Consider the following 25,541-nt stretch of genomic DNA (forward strand, 5'->3'; position numbering starts at 1 on the left):
TAGGCATTTGTCTTGCTTTTAAAGGTTATTAAAAATATTAAATCTATATCTTAGATTTAACCCTTTAAAAGTTCACTTTTTGCTGACACTATACAGAAAGAAATCACAAAGATTGATTCTCTATTGACTCAAAAACAAGATTCAATCGATTAAAGAAAGGCGCTGCTAAAATTAAGATCAATTGATTATACCTGTAAGTTTTTAGACAATAAAATTTTAGAAGGTGATACCGGAGCGGTTAAAGAAGAAGTACATTTTATAGAGCCGTTAAAAAGAATTATCGGATGGCACGATATCAAAGACAAAACAAAGTTTAAAAATTACAATTATAAGTATTTGACCGAAATCAATTTATATGGTTATTGATTTCTCTAGCTTTAGCACAGTTTCCTATAGCTTTTTTGGCTTTGTTGTCCCAATTTCTAATATTAATTTTTCTTTTCAAACCAATGTTGGTTCGTTTTCCGTTTACGGTAATTCTTGCAAATAGTTCGGCTTGACCGGAAATGATACGAGATTTGTTTATCCAGAATAGGATTGTGAAAGTGTGTGATGTCTTCATAGTTGTCATCTTTAAGGTTAAAAAAATAAGATGAAAGTCAAATCAACTATGGTTTGTGTTTTTGGTCATTCGTCAACACTGTTGACGATTAAAACATCTGTTGACGATTTGTTGACGTTTTAAACCAAATCAAATCATTTAAAATGATGGCCCAAAAACAACGAAACCCTGCAAATCATAGATTTTGCAAGGTTTTGTATTCGTTTGGAGTTTCCTCCCAGTGACCTCGGCAGGATTACTCTCAGTAATCCTTTGGGATTCCTTTCGGAAATAGAAAGTCCATTGTAGATGCAAATGTTTTTTGGTTTTTTTGCAACTTTCGAAGCGATGCCTCAAGTTCTTCGTTAAACAAAAAAACCACCCCTGTGGTGATGACTTTTCTGCCTAATACGATAAGTTTTTTTATTCTAAGAAATAGGTCTCAACTTATCACTTGAAGCATTTTACACATTTAATATCGCAAGTTTTGCCTTGTAATAATAAAATGAATATCATGAAACAAAATTCAATTAAATTCGGACAGTTGGCTATTAAATATTTAAGCTTAATAGTTTTATTGCTTACTACAACAATGTCAATTTCTCAAAATCATGACAAGAAAAAGTCAGATACAGATAAGGTTTTTGATGGATTCTATCTAGGACTGAATGTAGGCTCACAAAATATATTTGGCGGGGCATTTATTGACAACCTAGATGTACTTAGTCAAAAAAATGGATTTGTAGTTGAGTTTTCTTCTGGATATAGAAAACAGTTATTAAATGATAGACTATTGATTGGAGCTGCGCTTCAATTTGGGCTTACTGATGGTGATTTAGAACAGGTCGATAATAGAAATCAACTAAAAATTGATTACGAAAACAGCTTTCAATTTGGTTATAGTTTTAATCTCGGTGTAACTCTTGGCAAAAAGAAAAATGTATTGGCTTATGCTTATGGGAGCGTTACTAAAAGAAGATTTAACATTACAATTACTGATATTAATAGGACATCTTTTAGTCAATTAGATGAACAAAGATTTTTACGGTATGGTATTGGGTTAGAAACACCTATTTACAAGAATTTCAGTATTAAAGCCACAGTAGGTACTGTTAATGTTGATTATGATGAAGACACAAATATGGATGTTGATGATAAATTTGATTTTAATTTAGGTGTAGTTTATCAATTTTAGTAAGTTGAGAAAATTAATATTAGTTCTATTTGTTTGTCTTATAAGTTCTTATTCAAATGGACAAGGCATGCTGAATATTGAAATAACAAAAGAACAGTGGAAAGAGGACTTGAACTTTTTGAATCATACAATAATTTCAAACCATCTTAATCCGTTTCATTTTGTTACTAAAAAGTTTATTAACAACCAATACCAAGAAGCATTAAAAAGAATAGAAATTGGTTCAAATTCTGAATGTGCATTAGCATTAACTGATTTTGCAGCTAAGTTTGGAGACGGACATACTTATGCTAGACCATATGATTCATTCCATGATCTCCCCATTTATTTTAGATGGTTTGGAGATAGATTGCACATTCAAGATATTCAAGTTGACTTAAAAAAATATCAGGGCTGGGAAATAATAAAATTTGGTGCTTATTCACCCAAAGAATTATTAGAAAAGGCTTCTAGTTTAGTAGCACAAGGCGAGTCTGCTGGTTATTTTAAGAATGAGGCTCAGAGTATTTTAAGATTCATTGAAGTCTTAAACTATCTAAAAATCACAAATGAAAATAATTTTCTAGAGTTAACAGTAAGAGGAAAAGAAAGTCAAATAGAGATTATTAAGATTTGTATCAAACAATCATGTGATATGTCTAATATGACTAAAACGTTTAAAAATGTTCCTCTTTTTTATAGCCGAATGAATGAGCCTCTATGGTTTCAAAAAATAGAAGGAACGGACATAGGTTACTTCAATTTCACGAGTTATCCTTCTAAAAAAGAGATTAAGGAATTTGCAAAAGATTTAAATGAATGGATAAAAAAGGAAACTTTTAAAACATTACTTATAGATTTTAGAATTAATGGTGGTGGTGATGGCAACAGAGGAAAAATAATTCTAGATAAAATAAAAAAAACAGTTTTATCAAAGAATATAAACGTTTATGTTGCTATTGGAGAAGTAACATTCTCGGCAGGAATGGGTAATGCCAGTGACTTTCATAAAGGCTTAAAAGGAACATTTATTGGAAAACCTACTGGAGCAAGACCAAACGGTTATCAAGAGAACAACAGTTTTACACTACCTAAATCAAAAATGTCTTGTTCATATTCTAGTGATTATTATACCTACTCCGAAAATGATACACCAGGAATTTTTCCGGATATATATATAGAAAGCAGTTGGGAAGAATTTTATCATGGAGAGGACCCATTAATAAATAGGATAATTAATAATAAATTAAGAGAAAATTAAAATGAAAAAAAATATTATTTCAATATTGACATTAACACTTATTGTTTTTTCATGTAAAAATGAAATTCCTAAAATGGAATATCAAATATTGACAGAAGACATTGATAATTTTTGGGAGGCTCATGATGCTTTAAAAGACTCAAAAGATAGTATTGCAACTTTTCAGAGTTTTTATATAGATAAAGCTACTCCTGAGTTTAAAAAGTTTATTGAATTAAGAGGTTTTTTTACTGAAGAGTATGTAGCTCTAGCAAAAAATAAACCCAGATTCTTAAAAACGATAAGACCTTTATTAGAAGCTATAAAAAATGATAGAGCAAAGATTGACGAGATATATTTGAAAATGGCGCGGCTATATCCAACTTTTAAAGCACCAAATATTTGTTTTGCAATTAGTCCCACAAGAACGGGAGGTACAACAGATAAAGGACTTATACTAATAGGCGCCGAAATTGCTGCAGTTGACCCTAAAATAGTTGACCTTACAGAAATCACAGGGTTTTTAAAAAACGTGTTTGAAAGTAAAAATGGTAATGTTATACATTTAGTAGCTCACGAATTAGTGCATACACAACAAATTTTAGGAGACAATGAAAATGTATCATTATTATCTCAAGCAATAACTGAAGGGGCAGCGGATTTTATTGGATCCTTACTCATAGGTGAACAAATAATGAATCCCGCAATATTTAATTATGGAGAGGCTAATGAGAAGGATTTATGGACTGAATTTTATCAAGATGTAAAAAATAATAAGGGGTTTTCTGACACTGATTGGTTTTATAATTATAATTCTAACAGACCAGCCGACTTGGGCTATTATATAGGATATAAAATTTGCCAATCTTATTATAAGAAAAATGAAGATAACAAATCTGCTATTAAAGAAATTATAGAAATGAAAGATCCAAAATTGTTTTTAATGAAAAGTGGATATATGAATAAGTTTGATAATTAAGTGAGGGTTTCCTGCGTATGTAATTGTTTGAAAAAGTATTCTCTCATTTGATTATTTAAATAACAGCTGACCAAATATTGAATTAATACTATGAAAATACTTTTAATTTCTGTAGGAACAAATGGAGATATAGAACCTTTTTTGGCAATCGCAGAATTGTTAAAAGAAAAAGGTCATGACATAGTATGTTGTTTTCCAGAGCAATTTAGAACTATTACAAAAGAAGCAAATCATCACTTTGTTGGTTTGGGCGCAGAGTTTCTCGAACTATTAGAAAGTGTAAATGGTAAAATAGTAATGGGGGGCAGAGCATCAATCATAAGAAAAATAAAAGCGTATTATTCATTATATCAAAAATCATCTTTAGTAAACAAAATATTAGTAAAACAACAGCAGGATTTAATTAATGACATTACGCCAGACAAAGTGATTTACAACATTAAATCTCTTTATCCATTAATATGGACTATCGACAATCCTGAAAAAGCGATTTTAGTAAGCCCAATTCCGTATTTAGTTCATAGTACAAAAAATCAAGCACATATTGGGTTTAATAAGAATTTTGGATCAATTATTAATAAGCTTACTTATAGACTTTCAAATTATGGACTTATTAAAAATGTATTGTCAGTAACAAAGGATTGCGCAAGTATTAAAAAAATAACATTCAAACAATTAAAAAAAGTACTATGCAACTCAAAAATGATTTATACCGTTTCTCCATCTTTGTTTACCCGTCCCAATTATTGGCCTACAAATGTGCAAATTTTAGGATTTCATGAACGAAATAAGAGAAACACTTGGGAAGCAAATGATGAATTAAAAGCATTTATTTCCAAACATGATAAAATCCTTTTTGTAACACTCGGCAGTATGACAAACGAAAATCCTGAAGAGAAAACAGCTATAGTTTTGGATATTGTTCAGCGTTATGGTATTCCAACGATTATAAATACTTCATCTGGTGGATTAATGAAACCAAATAGCTATGAATCGAACTTACTTCTATTTGTATCAAATATTCCTTACGATTGGATTTTTTCAAAAGTTTATGCAGTTATGCATCACGGAGGTTCTGGCACAACACATACTTCTTTAAAATATGGTTGTTCATCTTTAATTATTCCTCATATTATAGATCAGTTTATGTGGAGAAATGCAGTTTATGATTTAGGAGTTGGCCCTAGAGGTATTGACATAAGTAAACTGAATTTAAAGACGTTAGAGCCTCTCATTTTGAATTTGTACCAAAATGCTGTGTATAAAGAAAGAGCCAAACAAATTTCAGAGCAAATGAAAAAGGAAAAATTAAAAAAAGAATTATACCAATTTATTATGAATTAAAAAATAAATCAAAATGCTCTTGTAATCTGTTGCAAATCAATTTGGTTAAAGCTTCCACACAAAGTTTTTGGGCAGTGAAGAAGGAATAATTTTAAGTTCTCACTTTGCAATGCAAATGACAGTAAAAAAGTAAGGCATGAGTTATTTTTTAATAGCCATTATAAGAGTAGGAACAAGTTTCAGTTCATTGGTCTTTAGAAGAGGATTTTGTAATTAGTCCATACTTCAAAGTTTAAAAATATTTCTTGATGTTTGGTTTTAAGAAAATGTTGAATTTAACATATTATATGTATTCAGGGTTTTTGTGTAATAATATGTAAATTGCTGAAATGCATCTTGTTATAAAAACACTTTTATATTTAATCACCATTTCGGGATCTATTATATCTTGGAAATTATTTTCAGGTTCAAAAAACTCAAGATTTATAGCTTTTTACTCTTTGGTTATAAGTCTCATAGCGTTTAATCAAATTTTATCCTTTTATAATTCAGCGATAGTCGTATTTCCTATTTTTAATTCGTTTACAGGTTATTTTCTCATTCCCTTGATGTTTTTTCACATTATTTCGCTATTTAAAATCAAGAATTTAAAAAAAATCGTTCTTAAGCATTTCAAAGTTAATATTCCATTTTTATGTATAATTATATTTTGGATTTTTGATGATTATGGGCGAAAATTATTAAGGTTTAACAGCAACTCTTATATTACAATATTAATAACAGTTCAATGTTCCTTTTATATAATTCTTCTAATAATTTTTTTACGTAAAAGAAGAAAATTAATTCAAGAAATTAAAACTACACTTCAATTTAAAAGAATACGTTTTGCCATTACATTATTCTTGATTCAATCTATAATTACAGTCTTACTATTGATTGAGAATTTCATGAGGTTTAATAATTTGGATGAGATTTTGGTCCTCTCTATTTTTTTTCTCCTTACGACTCAAATTTCACTAATTGCTTTATTTCAAAGGAAGTATCCCATATTTTTTAAAGAAAATGATAGATTATTTATTATTTCTAAAAAATTAAACAATAATATTGAAATACTTAAAAGTGATTCTGAATTAAACGTTCTAAAGGAGCTACAAAAACTTATGTCAGATCAAAAGATATTTAAGAACTCTAAATTAACTTTGAAGAGTCTAGCCAAGGAATTAAATATTGCCGAGCATAATTTATCAAAAATTTTGATGGATTCGTATAACTTAACCTATACTCAATATATAAGTTTTCAAAGACTTGAGGAGGCAAAGAAATTATTGAGACAATCCGTTAATGGTGATACAAGAGTAAATGAGGTTATGTATGAAGTTGGTTTTAACTCAAAATCAGCGTTCAATACTTGGTTTAAAAAATATACAGGATTTACCCCAACAGAGTTCAAAAAAGGTTCTGAATAAAAAAACAGTACCTTTTTAGTCTAAATTCTTGAATTAATTGTGTTTTCTATTTTTAATATTGTCTAAGGTTTTAAAATTCAGAAAAATGAAATCAATATTAAGACAGTGGTTCAAAAAGAAAGCTTTTGTTCTCATAACAATTGTATTAGCTTTTGGATGTCAAAATAATCTTAACTACGAGAAAAGTTTTATTGGTTTTTATGAAGGAGAATTTACCCACGGAAACTTTTCTACACCTATACAAATTGAGATTGAAAAGGATTCTCTTAATTTTAATGTATATTTCACAAGTCCAGATCAAAATGCCTACAGAATACCCACTTCCAATGTTAGGAGTAAAGAAGATTCTATTTATTTTGAATTAAACAGCGACTATTTTAGTTTTAATTTTAGAAACAAATTATCTAAAGACGGCACCAATTTGTTTGCTAGTTTAGCTGTGGATAGTGTGGTGCAAAACTTCAAATTAAAAAGAAAAGGTGATTTAAGGAATCCTGGTTTCCGTAAAGAAGAAGTTACCTTTAAGTCCGATGGTTTAAATTTAAAAGGAACCATTTTTTACCCCAATAAGCCTTCCAAGAAAGTATTATATTTTGTTACCTCTTCAGGGAATGCAGATAGAAGTGCTTCACGGGCTGAAGCAATGAATTTTACTAAGCAAAATTACATAACTTTTCATTTTGATAAGCGTGGTACAGGTAATTCAGAAGGTGATTGGAGAAGTTCTTCAATTGAGGATTTATCAATGGATGATATTAATGGTTTAAAATTTTTATCGAAAAAATTGAATATTCCATTTGAAAAAATCGGTATTAAAGGAAGTAGTCAAGGTGGAACTAAGGTACCTTATATATTATCTAAATTAGAAAACCTTGCCTTTGGTATTGTTGTAAGTTGTCCTTCAAGCTCTTTATTAGAGAGTGATTTAAATTATTGGAAGAATCTTAATCGGCCTATAATTGAAAGTCAATTTTTTGATGAAGCTTTTGCTATGGAACGCTTGGTTTACCAATATATAGGAGGCTTAACGACATTAGAGACATTAGAGAATGCTATTACAAAAAATAAAAATCGCTCTTGGTTTTCCAAGATATGGATACCTAACTTGGCTGAGGTACGTGTTGATAGTAAGCTTCAATTCTCTCCTATGCCATATTTTAAAATAGTCAATCAACCACTACTAATAATTCAAGGGACTAAGGATGAAATTATTCCTGAAGAAAGCAGTTCTTTAATATATAAATCCTTAAAGGATAAGCAACTCAACTCAAGAGTTGTTTTATTAGAAAATGCCAACCATTCAATGCAGTTAATAGATAGCAGTGATTTTCCATATTGGCCAATGCCGCACCCTGATTATATAACCACTATTTCTACATGGCTAGAAGGCTTATAGATTAATTTAAAAAAAAAATAGGAGTTACAGAATTTTTAATTTAAAAATCACACGATTTTTATTGATGGGTTACCTATGTCTAAAAATAATCCACACAAATAGACTGAGTATTAACCTCATTTATTTAACATTCAAAAAATAATGATTCTTTTTAATAGAAATAGATTTTTTACCATTATGGTTATTGTGTTAATAACAGCTAGGTTATTTTCTCAAGAATCTATTCCAACATTCTATAATAAAGAATATAAAATTAAACCAGCAACCACATTAATTGAAATTGATGGAATTGATGATAATAATGAATGGAGTAACTATGATGCTATTCAAAACCTCTATAATCATTATCCTGTTGATTCAGGCAAAGCAAAACGAGTTACTTTAATAAAATTAACATATGATGACAAAAACTTATATGTTCAAGTAAAATGTTATGATAATGGAAAAAGATTCATACAATCAGTTGCACTTGACAATTCAAGAGCCCATTGGGATAGTGATAGTTTTACTATGACAATAGACCCTATAAATCAAGGGCAAAATGGATACATGTTTGGCGTAAATGTTGGTGGTGCAAAAATTGAATCAAGTCTATCAAATAATGGTGCCGAAACTATTTATTCAGAAGCATGGGATAGTAAATGGGATTCTTCTGTAAAACAATATAAAGATTATTGGATTGCTGAAATATCAATTCCTTTTTCATCTTTAAGGTTTAATAATGAAAGCAGAGATTGGGGTATAAATTTTATACGTAATGATATGTTTACAAACTATGACTATACTTGGACGTCATTTCCAGTAAATTATGGAAGCATGGATTTAAACTTTATGGGGACTTTGCATTGGTCTGAAGATGTGCCCAAAAATGGAAGGTTTTTTAGTTTGGCACCATACGCTACTTTTTCTTCAATAAAGCATACAGATGTGACAAACCCTATTAATAGCAGCAAAATAAAGGTTGGTATTGATAGTAAAATCAATGTTTCAAGTTCATTGAACTTAGATTTAACCTTGAATCCTGATTTTTCAAATGCAGATACGGATGAAGAAATAACAAATGTCTCTAGGTTCGATATTTTTCTACCAGAGAGAAGGAATTTCTTTATAGAAAATAATGATATTTTTTCAAATTTCGGAAGTGAGCTAGTCCGACCATTCTATTCTAGAAATATTGGGATAAATAATGGCGATTTAGTGCCCATTTCTTTCGGCGCGAAAATTACTGGAAATTTAATGAAGAATACTAGGATTGGTATAATGAATGTACAGACATCTAAAATGGATGATATCCTAATTGAAAATTATACAGTTTCTGCTCTTCACCAAAAAGTATTCAAAAAATCAGTTTTGAAAATATTTTATATAAACAAACATTTATTAAATAATGTTCAAAAACAGTATATGAATAATTTTGGAACTGAGTTTAACTTTATTTCTAAAAGTCAGAATTTCAATAATACCATTAAGTTTCATAGTGTTAAAACAGAAGAAAAATTAAGTGAAAACCATTATTATGGATTTTCCGGTAACTACAATACTCGCAGTTTTAGAAGTGGTTGGAATGTAGAAGTTGTTGGTAAAAATTATGTGCCTGAGTTAGGAATAAACCCTCGCATAGAAAATTATAACGTTATTACCGGAGAAACTTTTAAGTTAGGCTATACTCATATTCACTCTAAATTACAACACCTCCTTTTTAGTAAAACTCCTAAAAGCAAATTAAATTGGCATGGAATAAGAACTTGGCATCATTTATATTTTAATACCATAGGAGAAAAATTAACTGAGCAAGACAATTCAGTCGCCTGGGATTTTAGTTTTGTAAATACTTCCTCGTTTTCAATAGATTATAATTTTAGAAAAGTTAAACTTCCCTATTCAACAAATATATTGGGAGGCGATTTTATTTTACCCGAAGGTGAATATAATTTTAACCAATATGGAATATCATATGAAACAGATAATAGAAGAATTATTAAATCAAATATTAGAATTGGCTATGGAGGATTTTTTGATGGCACTAGATTAAGTCTAGACTTTAATGAAAATTTCAGAATCAAATCTTGGGGTAATTTCAGTCTCTCCTATAATTGTAATTTTGTAAATGATATAGCCAATGGGATCAATAAGAAGATACATCTTTTAAAATTTAGATCAGATATAAGTTTTACAAATAATTTGTTTTTGAATACTGTTGTTCAAAAAAACACTCAAAACAATAACCTAGCTATTTACACCAGACTACAATGGAGGTTCCTTCCAATGAGTGACTTATATGTTATTTTTAATAACAATTATAATTCTGAGAATTACAACCTTAAAAGTAAGAGTGTCATTCTAAAATTAACATATTGGTTTTAAACTATAAATTTCACAAAATTTATTTTTTGTTAATCTCCTAATTATTAGTGAAATCATAATAAACAAAGTCTCAATTTATCGTTTGAAGCGTTTGGAAAATTAATTGAATATAGTTTTGTGCACATCGCTATTTTAATGAATATTTTATGATTAGAGAATATAATAATACGCATTTAGAAAACCATAGGAGTATATGGCAACGGGCTTTAGTTACCGCTAATCCTTTTTTGGACGAGGATTTCATTACGGACTAAACCCCATTAAATATCGTTTGTTTTGGAAAATGTGAGAGTCAATTATAATGAGTATGTGAAAAGCCTTAACTAGTATTGAATAATGAGATTTGTAAAACCATCGATTATGTTTGACATTACTAAAAGTGAAGACAAAAACAACAGTGACCCCGATCAAATATTGATAAAAAAAGAATTCAAATATTTAAAATTTGGAAGAGAACAAAGTAAGTATGTCGTTACGCTTATTGATGAAAGGGGCTATGAAATTGTAAGGGGGTATGGTACATCTAATATTGAAGCTATAAATGATATGCATAGCAATATTATCTGAGAAATAATAAAAAATTTATGAGCTGTTTACGGCTTTGGCAATTTCATATCCTTCATTATGGCTTGTTAACGGACAGGTTTTTTTAGGTTGAGTTCACCCAAAGATTATCGAGATTAAAAATAGATGGTTTGCGCGAGTCTTATGAATATTATTCTAGTGCAAGTGTATATACTGATTGGAATAATGAAAATCTTTTTGAATTATAGCAATACGCTAAGGCGCCAAATAATATGTATGTATGAAAGTTCTTAGAAGAAACATGAACAATAGTCAACTAAAACATAATTGGCTAGCTTTTTTTGTTGAATTAATAATAGTATTTCTTAGTGTCTCAGTGGCATTTCAACTTAATGTTAAAAAAGCGCAATCTGATGAGAGATCAATGAAAATTTATTTAATAAAAAATTTGAAAGCTGAAAATCAAACAAATTTGGATGAGTTTAATCTACTTTCTTCATATAGAAAGTATTCTGAGGATGAGGTGAAGGCACTTTTGAATTTATTAGTGTCAAATAATCTTGAGCTAGACAGGCATAAGATAGAGAATAGTATTATGAATATAATTAACATCCGCGAAGAGCGTATTCAAACAGCATACCTAGATGCATATTTAAATAATTATTTAAAAGATTATACTTTAAATACAGAACTACTAAAGTTAAAGTCTACTCTTCAAGAATTAATTGATCACAGAAAAAGATACTATGATTGGAAGAAAGAACATCTGTGGGAATATTTAATAGAGGATATTGATTTAGTAAATAGCAAAATAATAAGTTATGAAAAGATTAGCAATATTCAGTTTAGAAATTCATTAATGTTTCTTTTAGCACTTGAAAAGGGGCAAGAATTATTGCATAGATTGGCTTTAGAACAAATGAAGTTGATTGATGAAAAATTACAAATCAAAAATTAAATTAGAAATGAAAATTGACATTATAGGTGCTGGGATTTGTGGATTAACAACTGCTATAGCATTAAAGGAAAAAGGATTTGATGTACAAGTTTTTGAACAAGCCAAAGAAATTAAACCTGTAGGAGCTGGAATTATTATAGCTAACAATGCTATGCAAGTTTTTGAAAAATTTGGATTGAAAAATATAATAGCAAAAAATGGTAATCCAATATCATGTGTGAAAATAAGCAAGCCTAATTTAGATGAAATATCTAAAATTAATTTAGAATATTTTGAACATAAATTTGGTGTGGGAAACATAGCTATAAGTAGGGGAGTTTTGCAACAAATATTGAGTGATAGATTAGGGTCAGAAAGTATAATATTGGATCACAAACTTAATCGTGTTATAAAAAGTACAGATGGATTTCAACTCGACTTCGAAAATGGCGGCCAACAAAAGTCTAATATTTTATTGGCTGCTGATGGCCTAAATTCGATAATTAGAAAAAACTTATTTCAGATTAATAGTTTAAGAAAGACAAATCAATTATGTTGGAGAGGTATAACACCGTATCAATTACCATTAAAATTAAGAAATGAACTAAATGAAGCTTGGGGAAAAGGAGACCGATTTGGCTTTGTTCAAATTTCAAAAAGTGAAGTATATTGGTTTGCTGTAAAATCATTTGTGAATAAAAGGGACGAACTTTCTGTTAATAAGATTGATGAATATTTCGGAAATTATCACCCAATTATTAAAGAATTAATAAGTTTAACTCCTAAAGAAAAAATTCATACTGATGAACTAATAGATTTGAAACCAATTAAAAATTGGTCTTCTGGAAATGTATGCTTGATCGGAGATGCTGCACATGCTACAACTCCTAATATGGGTCAGGGAGCTTGTCAAGCAATCGAGGATGCATATGTGTTAGCAGAATGTTTAGGTAAATACTCTCCAGAAAAAGCATTTCGAAATTTTCAAAAAATTAGATTTCAAAAAGTAAATCAAGTTGTAAAAACAAGTTGGGCCTTAGGAAAAGTAGCGCATTTTGAAAATCCTCTGGCCGTTAATTTAAGAAATCGAATTTTCAGATTAACACCAGAATCAGTAAACAGAAAAAAATTAGACAAAATATTTAATTTGGATATAAATTAACAAAAGGAATTGGGTATGAGTTTTCTTTTCATTTTTTACTAAAAAGAAAATGATAGAAGTGGTTCTAATGACGAAACTTTATGTTTTTGCTAATCTTGAATAGAACAGTTTTTAATTCGGATAAACAAGGAACTAGATAATTAACAGTTGAGTTCGAATCAGAAAGAGTAGAGTACTATTTTAAGAAGATATTATTGCAATTCACTTTTTTCAATAACCACTTTTTTTGGTTTATAAAATTATAATAAAAAGTAGTACTCAGGATAAGACGGTTAAAGTAAACAATCTAGATCGAATCAAAATGAGCATAACAAACTGATTGCTCAAAGTCGTTTGCATAGTGGTAGTTTTTCCTATTCGTTTTTATAGCTTTAATCTCCTTTTGATATTTGATTTGAGCACTGGTTGCGCCAACAATCTATCAAAAATGGCATCTGTAATGGTCTTTTCTCTCATAAATTAATACAATACTTCGAAAGGAAGTTGAGATGTTTTTATTTAGCTTTTTTCCATGCCTGTCTTCTATAATTTCCATAAAAGAGTTTCTTTTGATGTTTACTGACTTTTGCCTTCAAATTCATCAAGTATTAAAAAATCTTACTTTTTGATTTGATTTACTTGCTTCATGTAAGAAGCATCTATTTTAGATGTCTTTTGACATGATATCTAGTTTAAAGACATTGAAGTAGATGCCATGTGGCCTAAGGAACAGGACTGATATCCTATAGCTCTTAAATGCGCCCAGACTTGCTGTAATGAGCATGTTCTCTTTTTCTTTGTAATTTTATTTGCACTTGACAATTTCATTTTCGGTTTATTTCCCGATTAAAAAGAAAGGTCTAAGCACTTATAAATTAGCAAAGTTTCATTTTTTAATTAAAGGAAATAAAAGTTTTAAGAAAAACTGATAAATTTTTAAAAATTGAATTTACACTTTATTTTCTTGGTCGACTTTTACTATTTTTATTTTGGATAAATTTCAAGTTTCTATACCTATTTAGTTTAATAGGAGACAAAATTTAATTCTATTAGTTATTAATTTAAAATTTGATAATCAGCTTATCCATGAAATAAAATTCCTGATTTTAACATCAATTTAATGCAAGTAATTAATATTATAGGAATTAGTGTATTACTAGTATTTATTGTGTTCATTCTTCAAAAAAGGAACAAAAGAGTTAGCGATATATTCTTAACTCTAACTATGATATTATTTGCGACTTTTCTCTTTTCAGATCTTTTGATTCAACAAAGGATTACAAGTTTGAGCTTTATCTTAGTAAGCCTTTTATCTGCCTATATTTTTCCATCTTTTCTTATTTATGGAATGGTTTTAATAGAAGAAGAGCATGTGTTAAGAAAGAAATGGTTGTGGTTTTACAGTTTCGCTATTATTTTTAATGTTTTTTTACTTTTTGATGTTTTTTTTCTTAATAACTATAATACATCCGATTTAGAAAATTTATATGAAAACCCTCCTTTTATCTATCATGTTTTTTATAAATCAAGCAATCTTTTTAGTATAATAATGCTTTTGTGGTTTTTAAAACCACTAAAATTATATGGACTAAAAATCAGGAATAATTTCTCTTCAATAGAGAATTTACAACTTAAGTGGCTAGAAAATTTTTCATATTGTTTTATTATTTTAAACGCACTATCAATATTAATTTTTCTTATGTATAATTTCGGGTATTTAGCCAATGTAAAAACGCCCTTTATGGTTATCTTTTCAGGCATTGTCTTATCATTGTTTTATTTTAGTTATCATGGAATCAGACAATATGCTCTAGCCGATTTTAGTTTGATTAATGAATATGACAAATCACTTAATTTTAAGAGTAATAATGGGGAAAACCTAAATATTAAGTACCAATCATCATCATTATCTATTAAAGAAATGAATTCTCTCTTTGCAGAAATAAAATATCTCTTTGAGATAGAACAAATTTATCTAGAACCACAATTAAAAATCGATGAGATAGCAAAACTACTAGAGGTAACAACTCATAAGATATCTCAAACAATTAATTCTAAGGCTAATAAGCCTTTTTACGATTATGTAAACGAATATAGAATAAATCATTTTAAGGCATTACTGGCTAATCTAGAAAAACGTAAATTCACTATTCTCGCTTTAGGCATCGAAAGTGGTTTTAACTCGAAGGCTTCTCTAAATAGAATTTTTAAGCAAAATACTGGAATGTCTCCCAAGGAGTTTCAAAAAGCAGAACTTAGTTAAAATCATTAACTTACTTGCAGATGATAATTGATGTAATTGGAATAAGTATTCTTTCAATTTTTTTACTATTTATAATTTCAAAAAAAAATAAAATTATAAGTGATTATTATCTTATGCTTATAATAATCCTGTTTTCCGGCATTTTGGGGTCTGACATTTGGATGAAAAACGGCTTGTCCTTAATGAGTTTCTTGGCTCACCTTTTCTTCAATACTTTTACTTTTCCTTGCTTGATACTATATGGCCTACTACTAATTTCTGAAAATGGAAAGGTGAAAAAACGTTGGTTTTGGGTTTATGGTTACGGAACAGTATTCTTTATTTTTATTGTTTTAGACACTATGTTTTTCAATGAATATAATGCGGATAAAAGTATTTCAAATTTATTAGAATCGCCTTCAATGGTTTATCTGTTTTTATATAATGGCCATTATGCGTTTGTAATTGGAGTATTATTGTGGTTTTTAAAAAAAATTAATAACTATAGAAAGAGGATAAAAAATTATTATTCCTCAATTGAATTTATTCATTTAAATTGGTTTAGATATTTTGTTTATACCTTTTTAGTAATTAATGTTTTAAGTTTTTTTTTGTTCTTAAGCTTTAACCTTGGTATTATTACGAATATAAATACACCCTTCAATATTGTCTATGCATTAGTAGTTCTTTCGCTATTTTACTTATGCTATAATGGTATAAGGCACTATTCTAATATTAACATAAAGGAATTTCAAGACTCTCTTCAATTAAGAAATAATGGCAATGCCATAGAGAGTGGATTTGAAAAATACAAGTCTTCTTCACTAACAGATAATGAAATGAATTCTCTCTTTGAAGAAATCAAAAACCTTTTTGATTTTGAAGAAATCTATTTAGAACCACAATTAAAAATTGATGAGATAGCGAAACAACTCGAGGTAACAACTCATAAGATATCTCAAACAATTAATTCTAAAGCTAGCAAGCCTTTTTACGATTATGTTAATGCATATAGAGTAAATCATTTCAAACAATTATTATCCAATCCCGAAAATAGAAAATTCACCATTTTGGCTTTAGGGATCGAAAGTGGCTTTAACTCGAAGGCCTCCCTAAATAGAATTTTTAAGCAAACTACTGGAATGGGACCCAAAGAATATCAAAAGAAATATTCTAAAAATTAGTCGTCAATTTAATTAAGAATTTCGACTCAAATTTCAAAGAGCTAGCTGTACGTTATAAACTTGATATCTTATTTGTGATAGTGCTTATTAGCTGGATTCGCTTTATAAAGTAGGCACGTCGCTATTTATAAATAAGTCTCAAACTATCATTTGAAGCATTAGTTAGAATTTAATTCTCAACTTTTGTCTTGTTAAAAAAATTTCAAACGTAAAAATTTAATATTTAAACAAATGATATTATGAAAATCTCAAAAACAAGTTATACGCAAATAACAAAAAAGTTCCTAGTTGCCTTATTATTTTTTAGTCTTGGAATTAATGCTTGGAGTCAAAATAATATTGATCCAAATAAGGTTGAAAGAGAAAAGAAAATAAAGGCCTTAGAAGCAGAATCGTTTGTTTTAATGTTCTTTCAGGAAGGTTATCATGCAGCACTTGGGTATAGGTTTGGCGATTTTCGAATTAGAGCTAGCGTTGCAGCTATGAAAGGAACTGATGTTGAGGTAAATATGTTTTCTAACGGAGAAAGTAATTTTGAAAGATATTTCGACGACATTTCTGCTGGAGTATTTTTTGATTATTTTTTATGGAAAAACCTCCATGTTTATACTTTTATAGATACTCAAAACTGGTTAATAGTAAATAAGGAGAATGGGCAAGAAAAAAATATGAGAACTATAGATACAGGTCTAGGTATTGGATACCAATTTTTTATAGGAAGAAAAGAGCGCTTATATATACAACCATCCTTCCATACCTATGTAAGAGGTAAAAAAGAGACAACGGTTGGAGGGGGAAAATATTCCATCCCTCAATTAGATCCCGTACTTTCTTTTAGAATTGGTTTTAGATTTAAAACATTTAAATAAAATACCCAATATTATATAATATCCAAAAGAGGAATATTACATGAACCAGTATGCCAAATTAAATTAATATAGAAATGCAGGTTAAAATTCAGTATTCTTTCACTGCCTACCTATGGCAATATTCGTCACAAGGTGGATGGGTATTTGTATCTCTACCAAATAACATGTCTAGAGAAATTAGAGAAAGCTTGAAATGGCAGGAAGAAGGTTGGGGTAGAATGAAAGCTACTGCATGTATTGAAAACCTTGAATGGAAGACTGCCATTTGGTTTGACCAAAAAAGGAAAACTTATTTACTGCCGATAAAAGCTGATATCAGGAAAAAGAAGAACCTTGAATTGAAAAAACATATTGATATCAGAATTTGGATTTAATAAAATTATCTATGAACAGACTTACCCGAATCACGTCAATTTTGATTCAATTACAATCCAAGAAAATTGTGATTGCAAGGGAAATAGCAGATAGATTTGATATTAGTTTACGAACTGTATATCGTGATATTAAGACCCTACAGGACGCAGGAGTGCCTATTGGATCAGAAAATGGGCTAGGATATTTTATTGTAGATGGCTATCGACTTCCTCCAGTTTCTTTAACTGAGGAAGAAGCAAATACATTGATAATTTCTGAAGAATTAATTAAACAACAAGGAGATAAATCTTTCAATTCAAATTATAGTGCATTATTAATAAAAATAAAATCAACTCTTAAAAACTTCCAAAAGGAAAAACTTGAATTACTCGAAAATCGCACTTTTAGTTTTGTAAAAGATAAGATTATTGAAAGCAATTGGTTGTCTGAGATACAAAAAGCTATTTCCAATTCATCCTTACTTGAAATTGAATATCATTCAATTTACAACGAGAAAATTACGGTTCGCAGAATTGAACCGATGGCAGTTTATTTTACTAATAGTGTTTGGCTTGTAATTTCTTTCTGCCAACTTCGAAATGAATTAAGAGAATTTAGGTTGGACAGAATAATTCGAGTGAAATTAACTCAGGAAACATTTAAATCAAACACAGAATTCAGTTTACAAAAATATTTTAGAAACTTTCAATTCTAGTTGACATAGGGCTGTCACTACACCTCTTTATTTTTGAAGCAATTAAAAAATAATTAAAAAATGAAAAATTTATTAATCCTAATTACAACTATAACAATGTTAAGTTGTAGTAATCAAAACAATTCAAAAATCGAAAAAAAAATGAAACAAAAAACCGGAACAATTGAACTCGTAATTTTTAAAACAAAACCTGAGTTCAGTCATAAAGAAGTTATTGAAGCAGCAAATGCAGTCAATCCTGTTGTAGAAGTATTTGATGGGTATATAGGCAGAAAACTTGCCGTAAGTACAGATGGTACATGGACAGATATTGTTTATTGGACCGATTTAGAATCAGCAGAGCATGCTGCACAAGAGGTAATGAAAAGCGAAACTTGTCAAAAATTCTTTGGAATGATTGATGAGGAAAGCATGACATTTATGCATTTAAATCCAGTAATTGATACTGAAAAATAATAAAGGCTGCGAAAATGGCCATTAAGACCGAAGCACCAAAATTATTGTTTGAGCTTTAAATAATTAATCAAAATTTTAAGGGACAATAGATTAATAGCATAAATTATTGTTTCTGAGGGTTTGCTCTATATAGTAAGCCCTCTTTTTTATTACGAATACGTCTCAATCTATCGTTTGAAGCATTTAATTCAAAGAGCACTCACATATTTGCACCATTATTAACATTAAATAAATTTATAATGACACTTCAAAAAACAATTAGTAAAACTTCATTGTATAGTCTTTTGATCTCAGTATTGTTATGTGTTGCAACCTCTTGTAGTAGTGATGACGAAAACTCGGATTCCATTGAACAAACAAATTTATCAACTATTCTTACTGATTACTTGAATCAGAATCAATCAGAAGATAGTTCTGGTTTGAGTGTTTTAATTAAACATCAAGGAAATGTTTTATATCAGAATAATATGGGGCTTGCTAGAACACAAGGTGACCATCAAGTAAATCAGCACACTGGATTTAGAATTGCCTCAGTAACAAAGCCGTTCACAGCTATAGGAATAATGCTATTAGTTGAGCAGAACTTAGTTAGTCTCGACAATAAGTTGTTAGATGTTTTACCGGAACTACCTAGCTCTTTTGAAAACATTAAGATTTCACATTTGCTAACTCATCGCTCAGGGTTATTGGATTATATTGATGATAATGACGATTTAACCACATTGGATGGATTAACAATCTCTCAGGTACCACTAATAATTCCGAATTCAGGTCTCAGTAATTTGGTTTTTGAACCTGGCACAGAAGGTGGATATTCAAATACAAATTATGTTTTCCTAGCGATGGTTATTGAAAAAATTTCAGGGATGAGTTATCCTGATTTTATAAAAGCCAATATTTTCGACCCTGCTAACATGTCAAATTCTTTTGTAATTAGTGAAAATGACCATTTAGGAGACTTAAATAATAATTATGCTTTATCTTTTGGTAATTCAATCAAAGTCTTAGGGTTTGATTCTCTTATCTATGGCGCTAATGGTATTGTAAGTTCGACATATGATTTAAATTTATTTGTTGATGCACTTTTAAATTATAGCATCATTTCAGAAGAAAGCCTCAATTTAATAACACAAGTTCAAGGATCGTTAGAAGAAGTAGATTATGGTTATGGATGGATGACCGGAACAGGAAATTATCCACACACAGGAATATACAACAGCCCAAACGATTTTTGGCATACCGGTGGATTTGATGGTTATCGTTCTGTTTTGTCAATTAATCCAGATTTAGATTTGCAAGTTATATTGTTAACTAATAATGGAAGTATTGGTTACCAAAAGATATTAGATGTATTTAGATTAACAAGGGAATTTATTATTGACAATTAGTAATTCCGACCAAATTTAAAAGACATTGATATGCAAACAAATAAACTTTCTACATTGCTCTGGATTTTATCAACGTTAATAACTACAGTAGTTATAATGTTTCTAACAATAGGCTCAGGTCTTGCGTTGCTTTTCACTTCCTGCCTAATTATATCATTGATTGGATGGTTAAGTTATACTTATAAAAAACCAATAGAAAAAACTGTAATTTCTGGAAATTACCTAGTAATAATTGTATTGTTAATGGTATTATATACCATTCGATACGCTTCAGGTTTCTCAGAATTTATATATTTAAATTATACAGGTTTATTTGCAGATGGATTAATTTTTGATCATACCAATTGGTTTGTCTGGGCAGTTTGCTTGCCTATTTCGATGCTTTTATTTGGTGGCTATTTAATTAGTAGAAACTATTTTGCTGGATCATTTTTTGTTTGGTTTAATCTGGTATATGCTACGTTAGAATCTCTAATTCAAATGTATGTTGAATTAATAAACATAACCGAATACAACCACTTATATTTCGCTGGAATATTGCTTTCTATGGTGCTATTTTATCTTAGTATATATGGTATACTTAGACTAATAAAAAGAAAACAAGCGACTATTGTAAATATTAAACTTACATCGCTAAATAAGAGACAAAAAAATTTGTGGACCATTCTTTTTGCATCATTCATCCTTGTTTATGCAATTACTCTTGTTTCTACAGCAGGTAAGTTGCCTTTGGGAGTTGTAGTTGGCTCTATGGTTGGTGGGTTAATAGGATGGCGATTAACAACGGCAAATTATGCTGCCGATCCGCAAAAATTTCTACCTTTATATTTATTACTCCTCACTTTTTTCTTTATTCATATAGGGGAAGAAGTACTCACACATTTCAATCGAGATATTGCACAGATTTCAGGAACACCTTGGTCAGATTCACATTTTGATTACTTAATTACATTTATAGGGCCAATTGTATGGATATATGCAGCTTATAGTTTATGGAAAGGACAAGCTTTCGGAAATTTCATTCTCTGGTTTATGGTTGTTGGAATGATATTGGGAGAACCAACACATCTTTTGGTATTTCCGATTGTGAAAATGGCAAAATTTGGTGGAAACTATGAATATTTTTCAGGGATGTACACAGCTTTGTTTCCGATGATACCAGCAATTATAGCACTCCCAATGCTTATAAGAGATTATAAAAAAAGTAAAACCATTGCGTAAACTATATTTATTTATTTGTTTAGTTATTGTTAGCAGTCCTTCATATGCACATGGGTTTTCTGGGCATGGATTTTTACAATCTTTAACTGGAATTGATCACCTATTAACCATGCTTGCTATAGGTGTTTGGGGTGCAAAAATTGGAGGAAGGGCAATATACCTAGTGCCACTTAGTTTCTTGACTATACTATTTTTAGGAGCACTAATTGGGCTTAATAATTATCATATTCAAAATTTAGAATATATGATTGTAATATCAGTGGTCTTGCTTGGTATTGTCATTACTATAAACAAGAAGATATACATTGCTATAGCCATGGTAGGTTCTGCAATATTTGGTCTTATTCATGGATTTGCCTATGCTAATGAGCTCTCTGAGGGCATAAGCGCAACAAAACACATAACTGAGTTTCTGATTACAGCACTTGGGTTAAATGCTTTGGGCGTAACAGGAGCACTATTAATGTTTGAGCGAAAAAGAGGAGTACAAAATCTCCGTATTTTGGGATTATTGATTTTGATATTTGGCACTTTGTTAACCTTAAAGCTCATTTTGATTTAAATGATAGATAAAATGATAATGAATAATTTTATTTAATCAAAAAATCCAAATTAGTAAGTCTCAACTTATCACTTAAAGCGTTTATGAGAATCTATTTCACGACTTTTGATCTGTTTAATAAAAATTTGCAAATAACTAAAAATGAAAACAACTAATAGCACAATTAAAAAATGATTAGAGAATACAAAGGAGCTGATTTAAATAAACTTATGAATATTTGGCAACAAGCTACAACTTTAGCGCATTCTTTTTTAGCCGAAGAATTTGTAAAAAACATAACAAAGGATATGAGAACTATTTACCTTCCAGATCCTACCGCCAAAACTTATGTTTATGAGGAAAATGAAAATATCTTAGGTTTTATTTCTATGAGAGAGAATAAGATAGCTGGCCTTTTTGTTAGGCCAGAAAATCATTCCAAAGGCATAGGGTCTTCCTTGGTGAATCATATAAAGGATAATTACGAAAACCTTGAAGTAGAGGTGTTTAAAAACAACAAAATAGGACTTGCTTTTTATGATAAATATGGATTTAGTAAGGTTGAGGAATACTTATTTAAGCCAGCTGAACAAGTGATATTTAAAATGAGATATAACACTAAATCTAAAAGAAATGAAAATAAGTCTAACTTCTATTGAGATAAAATCTCCTTTACATTTTTTTAAATTGTCCTTTTTCGCATTTCATATTTCTAATCAATTAAAAGCTTCACGTTGTATTGAGTATAGGAAAAAAGGATTTTGGAATAAACACTTTACAATGACACTTTGGAGAAACGAAGAGGATATTAAGTTATTTGTATATAGTGGAGCTCTCTTAGATGCTTTAAAGAAATCAAAATCTATAGTCAAAGAAATAAGGTCAATTACAATAGATGCAAATGATTTACCTAACTGGAAAGAGGCGCAAATTTTACTAAAAACCAAAGGAAAATCATTTAGTGATTAATTTTTTTATTAAGTGAAAAGGTTTAATTAGCATTAGCTATTTAAGTATTTATTAAACTTCTCATTTCTTTCAATATAAATTAATAATCGGTTTGGTTTTACCTGGAAATTATAAAAGAGAGAACTGGCCTTCAAATTCAAAACCAAAAGAGGTAGATGATAAATCAGTTATCAAACTAACCGGAAATGTTCAACTACCCAAGAAGGAAGAATAAAAGTGAAATAAATCAGCTAAAGAATTAGTTTTCGCCTCTGTATGGCTCCAAAAGTAATAGTTTGAAGTATTGAATTATCTATTTTGGTTTAGAATTAAGTTTTAATCAACTTAATTTTTCTGCGTATATATTATAACCAGGAGTAGGCCTGAGGAAAATACAAGTTCTATTAGGAAATAGTTTGAGGAAGACGGCAGGAATATTTGCCCATATGACAACAAACAATTTTTAAATTATTAAAAATCTATTAGATTAAAGGTATTAACAAAACAGAAATAAACAAACTAGTTTGTTTATCCCTCCGTTGGCAGCAAGCAGAATATTATGGAAATAGATACAGTTAAAAATATAGCAACGATTGCAGCACCGCTTACTAAAGTTGTTTTTGATACATTCTTAAAGCCTAAGCTTGAGGAAATTAAAAAGTCTTGGAAAAGAGATAAGAATATTATTGATCACGCATTTGAGGATAAGTTCTTGGAATATTTGAATGAGACCTATGAAAAAAATGCAATCCTAAACACTGTCGCTTTCAAAAGGAGGAAAATTCTTTTAGATGAAGTATATATTCCCTTAACAATACAATATCGAGATAAAAATGATAAACGAGAAAGTATACTAATTGACCAATATAGTGACAGTATATTCAAAGAATCCAACAAAATTTTAATTACCGACACCGCAGGCATGGGTAAGTCAACTATGTCGAAAAAACTACTCTTGTCGTGTATTGATAAGAATGAAGGCGTTCCAATGCTTATAGAACTCAGGCGACTCTCAAAAAGTAAAGACGTCATTCAGGAGATTTTAGAACAGCTCAATCCAATAAATGAAGAAATTGACAAACAGTTTGTACTTGACTTGATTAAAAGAGGTGATTTTATTTTCTTCTTTGACGGATTTGACGAAATATCAATTACCGACAGAGCACACGTAACAACTGAAATTCAGAAATTTATTTCAAAAGCTCGTAAGAATAAATTTGTACTAACATCACGCCCAGAAGAAGCCTTGTCTTCATTTAGCGACTTCTTCAAATACCAAATAAAACCGCTAGTTCCAGATGAAGCCTACGAATTAATAAAACGTTATGATGTATCTAAAAAAATTGCTGCACTATTAATTTCCAAAATTCAAGAGAAAGATAATTTCTCGAACATTAAAGAATATTTAACAACCCCATTATTAGTGTCGCTTTTGTTTACAGCATTTGAACATAAACAAAGCATCCCTTTTAAAAAACATATTTTCTACAGACAAGTATTTGATGCCTTATTTGAATCTCATGACCTCTCCAAAGGAGATTCCTTTGAAAGAGAAAAACATTCAAAACTAGGTTCTGATGAATTTCATCGTGTTTTAAGAGCTTTCGGATATTTCTGCTTGAAGCAAGAGAACAAAATAGAGTTCACAAGAGATGAACTTGGCTTAATTGTTCAAGAGTCACTAGACTACGTTGGTGAAAACAATGTAAAATCTTCGGACTTTATAAAAGACCTGTTAATTACAGTTCCGATTTTTTCAAAAGACGGAATGTATTACAAATGGTCCCACAAATCCCTTCAAGAGTATTTTGCTGCACAATTCATATTTATTGATTCAAAAGAAATTAAAAAAGACATATTAAAACATATTGCCTTTCATGAAAATAATATGTCTTACATCAATGTTTTAGACCTTTATCGGAGTATGGATCCATTAGGTTTTGAAGGTGTAATTACACTTTCATTACTAAATAAATTCTTAGTATATCTTGACAATAGTTACAAAAACTTTGACGGTACAGAAAAATTAATAAGACAGGAACTAACTTTTGGATATGACATATATCTTATAAGAATTCGATTTGATTTGAAGTCAAAGGAAAATCATCCCTCTGAAGTATTTAGGATACTTAAAAACAAGTTTAAAATAAAATACCCTAGAATGTCAATTGGTATTAATGTGACTAAAAATGAAGACGATATTTCTTGTATAAAAATCCCTGAAATAAAAAAACCTGAACAAAACCTCATTGAGTACCATAGCAACTTAGGTTGTGATTTTATAAAACAAATTGACATTGCCTCAGTTTCTGAAAAAGTTGATTTACAATTAACTAAAAGAAAACCCTATCATGTCACAGATAGAAAAAATTCAATATTAAACAGAGAAGCCAATTTTTCGAAGGTGAATGATTTAATCAAGATTCATCTCCGTAAACGATCATTCTTAACAATAGATAAAGACGAAGCTTTAGAACAAACGGTACGATATACAAACATCCTTTACAGAGTTATAGAAACATCGTTTACACTTTTTAAGTTGCATTTGAAACCAAAATTCAGATGCTATGCCTTGG

Annotated in this window: 23 protein-coding genes; 22 read left to right on the forward strand and 1 reads right to left on the reverse strand. The window is 29.5% G+C overall.

The window, feature by feature from the left end; translation table 11 throughout:
* Window positions 1-346: 346 nt before the first annotated feature.
* Window positions 347-562 (reverse strand): Arm DNA-binding domain-containing protein, encoded by a 216-nt coding sequence (locus tag J1G40_RS17830; RefSeq protein WP_265244022.1) that lies wholly within the window; start codon window positions 560-562, stop codon window positions 347-349.
* 493 nt (window positions 563-1,055) lie between these two features.
* Here J1G40_RS17830 and J1G40_RS17835 point away from each other — a divergent pair, with 493 nt between their 5' ends.
* The 22 genes from J1G40_RS17835 to J1G40_RS17940 form a co-directional block, all read left to right on the forward strand.
* Window positions 1,056-1,736 (forward strand): porin family protein, encoded by a 681-nt coding sequence (locus J1G40_RS17835; RefSeq protein ID WP_265244023.1) that lies wholly within the window; start codon window positions 1,056-1,058, stop codon window positions 1,734-1,736.
* 67 nt (window positions 1,737-1,803) lie between these two features.
* Window positions 1,804-2,976: a hypothetical protein gene (locus J1G40_RS17840; RefSeq protein WP_265244024.1), complete on the forward strand. Its 1,173-nt coding sequence runs from the start codon at window positions 1,804-1,806 to the stop codon at window positions 2,974-2,976.
* Between the two features lies 1 nt (window position 2,977).
* The gene (locus tag J1G40_RS17845) at window positions 2,978-3,934 is read left to right on the forward strand and encodes a DUF2268 domain-containing protein (RefSeq protein ID WP_265244025.1); all 957 of its coding nucleotides are present in this window, start codon (window positions 2,978-2,980) and stop codon (window positions 3,932-3,934) included.
* Between the two features lie 90 nt (window positions 3,935-4,024).
* Window positions 4,025-5,278, forward strand: coding sequence for a glycosyltransferase (locus tag J1G40_RS17850; RefSeq protein WP_265244026.1), 1,254 nt, complete (start codon window positions 4,025-4,027; stop codon window positions 5,276-5,278).
* Window positions 5,279-5,607: 329 nt separating this feature from the next.
* Window positions 5,608-6,684, forward strand: a complete 1,077-nt coding sequence (locus J1G40_RS17855; RefSeq protein WP_265244027.1) for a helix-turn-helix domain-containing protein — start codon at window positions 5,608-5,610, stop codon at window positions 6,682-6,684.
* An 85-nt stretch (window positions 6,685-6,769) separates the two neighbouring features.
* The gene (locus tag J1G40_RS17860) at window positions 6,770-8,080 is read left to right on the forward strand and encodes an alpha/beta hydrolase family protein (protein ID WP_265244028.1); all 1,311 of its coding nucleotides are present in this window, start codon (window positions 6,770-6,772) and stop codon (window positions 8,078-8,080) included.
* Between the two features lie 141 nt (window positions 8,081-8,221).
* Window positions 8,222-10,444 carry a carbohydrate binding family 9 domain-containing protein gene (locus J1G40_RS17865; protein WP_265244029.1) on the forward strand — a complete coding sequence of 741 codons (2,223 nt, stop codon included), beginning with the start codon at window positions 8,222-8,224 and terminating at the stop codon, window positions 10,442-10,444.
* A gap of 360 nt (window positions 10,445-10,804) precedes the next feature.
* Window positions 10,805-11,011, forward strand: a complete 207-nt coding sequence (locus tag J1G40_RS17870; protein WP_265244030.1) for a hypothetical protein — start codon at window positions 10,805-10,807, stop codon at window positions 11,009-11,011.
* Window positions 11,012-11,249: 238 nt separating this feature from the next.
* On the forward strand, window positions 11,250-11,927 hold the full coding sequence (locus tag J1G40_RS17875) for a hypothetical protein (protein WP_265244031.1): 678 nt from the start codon (window positions 11,250-11,252) through the stop codon (window positions 11,925-11,927).
* Window positions 11,902-13,068, forward strand: a complete 1,167-nt coding sequence (locus J1G40_RS17880) for an FAD-dependent monooxygenase (protein WP_265244032.1) — start codon at window positions 11,902-11,904, stop codon at window positions 13,066-13,068. The genes J1G40_RS17875 and J1G40_RS17880 overlap by 26 nt, the downstream gene beginning before the upstream one ends.
* Before the next feature lie 1,099 nt (window positions 13,069-14,167).
* On the forward strand, window positions 14,168-15,310 hold the full coding sequence (locus tag J1G40_RS17885; RefSeq protein ID WP_265244033.1) for a helix-turn-helix domain-containing protein: 1,143 nt from the start codon (window positions 14,168-14,170) through the stop codon (window positions 15,308-15,310).
* Window positions 15,311-15,330: 20 nt separating this feature from the next.
* A complete protein-coding gene (locus tag J1G40_RS17890; protein ID WP_265244034.1) occupies window positions 15,331-16,473 on the forward strand; it encodes a helix-turn-helix domain-containing protein in 1,143 nt (380 codons plus the stop codon).
* Between the two features lie 239 nt (window positions 16,474-16,712).
* Window positions 16,713-17,342: a hypothetical protein gene (locus J1G40_RS17895; protein WP_265244035.1), complete on the forward strand. Its 630-nt coding sequence runs from the start codon at window positions 16,713-16,715 to the stop codon at window positions 17,340-17,342.
* A gap of 74 nt (window positions 17,343-17,416) precedes the next feature.
* Window positions 17,417-17,716: a DUF1905 domain-containing protein gene (locus J1G40_RS17900; RefSeq protein WP_265244036.1), complete on the forward strand. Its 300-nt coding sequence runs from the start codon at window positions 17,417-17,419 to the stop codon at window positions 17,714-17,716.
* 11 nt (window positions 17,717-17,727) lie between these two features.
* Window positions 17,728-18,411 carry a helix-turn-helix transcriptional regulator gene (locus J1G40_RS17905; RefSeq protein WP_265244037.1) on the forward strand — a complete coding sequence of 228 codons (684 nt, stop codon included), beginning with the start codon at window positions 17,728-17,730 and terminating at the stop codon, window positions 18,409-18,411.
* A 60-nt stretch (window positions 18,412-18,471) separates the two neighbouring features.
* Window positions 18,472-18,867 (forward strand): antibiotic biosynthesis monooxygenase family protein, encoded by a 396-nt coding sequence (locus J1G40_RS17910; RefSeq protein ID WP_265244038.1) that lies wholly within the window; start codon window positions 18,472-18,474, stop codon window positions 18,865-18,867.
* A 239-nt stretch (window positions 18,868-19,106) separates the two neighbouring features.
* On the forward strand, window positions 19,107-20,255 hold the full coding sequence (locus J1G40_RS17915) for a serine hydrolase domain-containing protein (protein WP_265244039.1): 1,149 nt from the start codon (window positions 19,107-19,109) through the stop codon (window positions 20,253-20,255).
* A gap of 30 nt (window positions 20,256-20,285) precedes the next feature.
* Window positions 20,286-21,476 carry a hypothetical protein gene (locus tag J1G40_RS17920; RefSeq protein WP_265244040.1) on the forward strand — a complete coding sequence of 397 codons (1,191 nt, stop codon included), beginning with the start codon at window positions 20,286-20,288 and terminating at the stop codon, window positions 21,474-21,476.
* Complete coding sequence (locus tag J1G40_RS17925) at window positions 21,469-22,038, forward strand: HupE/UreJ family protein (RefSeq protein WP_265244041.1); 570 nt, start codon at window positions 21,469-21,471, stop codon at window positions 22,036-22,038. Before J1G40_RS17920 ends, J1G40_RS17925 begins: the two co-directional genes overlap by 8 nt.
* Before the next feature lie 170 nt (window positions 22,039-22,208).
* On the forward strand, window positions 22,209-22,676 hold the full coding sequence (locus tag J1G40_RS17930) for a GNAT family N-acetyltransferase (protein WP_265244042.1): 468 nt from the start codon (window positions 22,209-22,211) through the stop codon (window positions 22,674-22,676).
* Window positions 22,651-22,986: a DUF3291 domain-containing protein gene (locus tag J1G40_RS17935; protein ID WP_265244043.1), complete on the forward strand. Its 336-nt coding sequence runs from the start codon at window positions 22,651-22,653 to the stop codon at window positions 22,984-22,986. The genes J1G40_RS17930 and J1G40_RS17935 overlap by 26 nt, the downstream gene beginning before the upstream one ends.
* 538 nt (window positions 22,987-23,524) lie before the next feature.
* Window positions 23,525-25,541: NACHT domain-containing protein (locus tag J1G40_RS17940; RefSeq protein ID WP_265244044.1), on the forward strand; the 2,017-nt coding region annotated here is incomplete at its 3' end.

The sequence above is a fragment of the Muriicola sp. Z0-33 genome (genome assembly GCF_026126425.1).
In the GTDB taxonomy this organism is placed as follows: Bacteria; Bacteroidota; Bacteroidia; order Flavobacteriales; family Flavobacteriaceae; genus JAFMPW01.

Coding starts and splice junctions, on each gene's coding strand:
- J1G40_RS17830 (WP_265244022.1), bottom strand. CDS start 562: ATGAAGACATCACACACTTTCACAATCCTATTCTGGATAAACAAATCT.
- J1G40_RS17835 (WP_265244023.1), top strand. CDS start 1,056: ATGAAACAAAATTCAATTAAATTCGGACAGTTGGCTATTAAATATTTA.
- J1G40_RS17840 (WP_265244024.1), top strand. CDS start 1,804: ATGCTGAATATTGAAATAACAAAAGAACAGTGGAAAGAGGACTTGAAC.
- J1G40_RS17845 (WP_265244025.1), top strand. CDS start 2,978: ATGAAAAAAAATATTATTTCAATATTGACATTAACACTTATTGTTTTT.
- J1G40_RS17850 (WP_265244026.1), top strand. CDS start 4,025: ATGAAAATACTTTTAATTTCTGTAGGAACAAATGGAGATATAGAACCT.
- J1G40_RS17855 (WP_265244027.1), top strand. CDS start 5,608: ATGCATCTTGTTATAAAAACACTTTTATATTTAATCACCATTTCGGGA.
- J1G40_RS17860 (WP_265244028.1), top strand. CDS start 6,770: ATGAAATCAATATTAAGACAGTGGTTCAAAAAGAAAGCTTTTGTTCTC.
- J1G40_RS17865 (WP_265244029.1), top strand. CDS start 8,222: ATGATTCTTTTTAATAGAAATAGATTTTTTACCATTATGGTTATTGTG.
- J1G40_RS17870 (WP_265244030.1), top strand. CDS start 10,805: ATGTTTGACATTACTAAAAGTGAAGACAAAAACAACAGTGACCCCGAT.
- J1G40_RS17875 (WP_265244031.1), top strand. CDS start 11,250: ATGAAAGTTCTTAGAAGAAACATGAACAATAGTCAACTAAAACATAAT.
- J1G40_RS17880 (WP_265244032.1), top strand. CDS start 11,902: ATGAAAAATTACAAATCAAAAATTAAATTAGAAATGAAAATTGACATT.
- J1G40_RS17885 (WP_265244033.1), top strand. CDS start 14,168: ATGCAAGTAATTAATATTATAGGAATTAGTGTATTACTAGTATTTATT.
- J1G40_RS17890 (WP_265244034.1), top strand. CDS start 15,331: ATGATAATTGATGTAATTGGAATAAGTATTCTTTCAATTTTTTTACTA.
- J1G40_RS17895 (WP_265244035.1), top strand. CDS start 16,713: ATGAAAATCTCAAAAACAAGTTATACGCAAATAACAAAAAAGTTCCTA.
- J1G40_RS17900 (WP_265244036.1), top strand. CDS start 17,417: ATGCAGGTTAAAATTCAGTATTCTTTCACTGCCTACCTATGGCAATAT.
- J1G40_RS17905 (WP_265244037.1), top strand. CDS start 17,728: ATGAACAGACTTACCCGAATCACGTCAATTTTGATTCAATTACAATCC.
- J1G40_RS17910 (WP_265244038.1), top strand. CDS start 18,472: ATGAAAAATTTATTAATCCTAATTACAACTATAACAATGTTAAGTTGT.
- J1G40_RS17915 (WP_265244039.1), top strand. CDS start 19,107: ATGACACTTCAAAAAACAATTAGTAAAACTTCATTGTATAGTCTTTTG.
- J1G40_RS17920 (WP_265244040.1), top strand. CDS start 20,286: ATGCAAACAAATAAACTTTCTACATTGCTCTGGATTTTATCAACGTTA.
- J1G40_RS17930 (WP_265244042.1), top strand. CDS start 22,209: ATGATTAGAGAATACAAAGGAGCTGATTTAAATAAACTTATGAATATT.
- J1G40_RS17935 (WP_265244043.1), top strand. CDS start 22,651: ATGAAAATAAGTCTAACTTCTATTGAGATAAAATCTCCTTTACATTTT.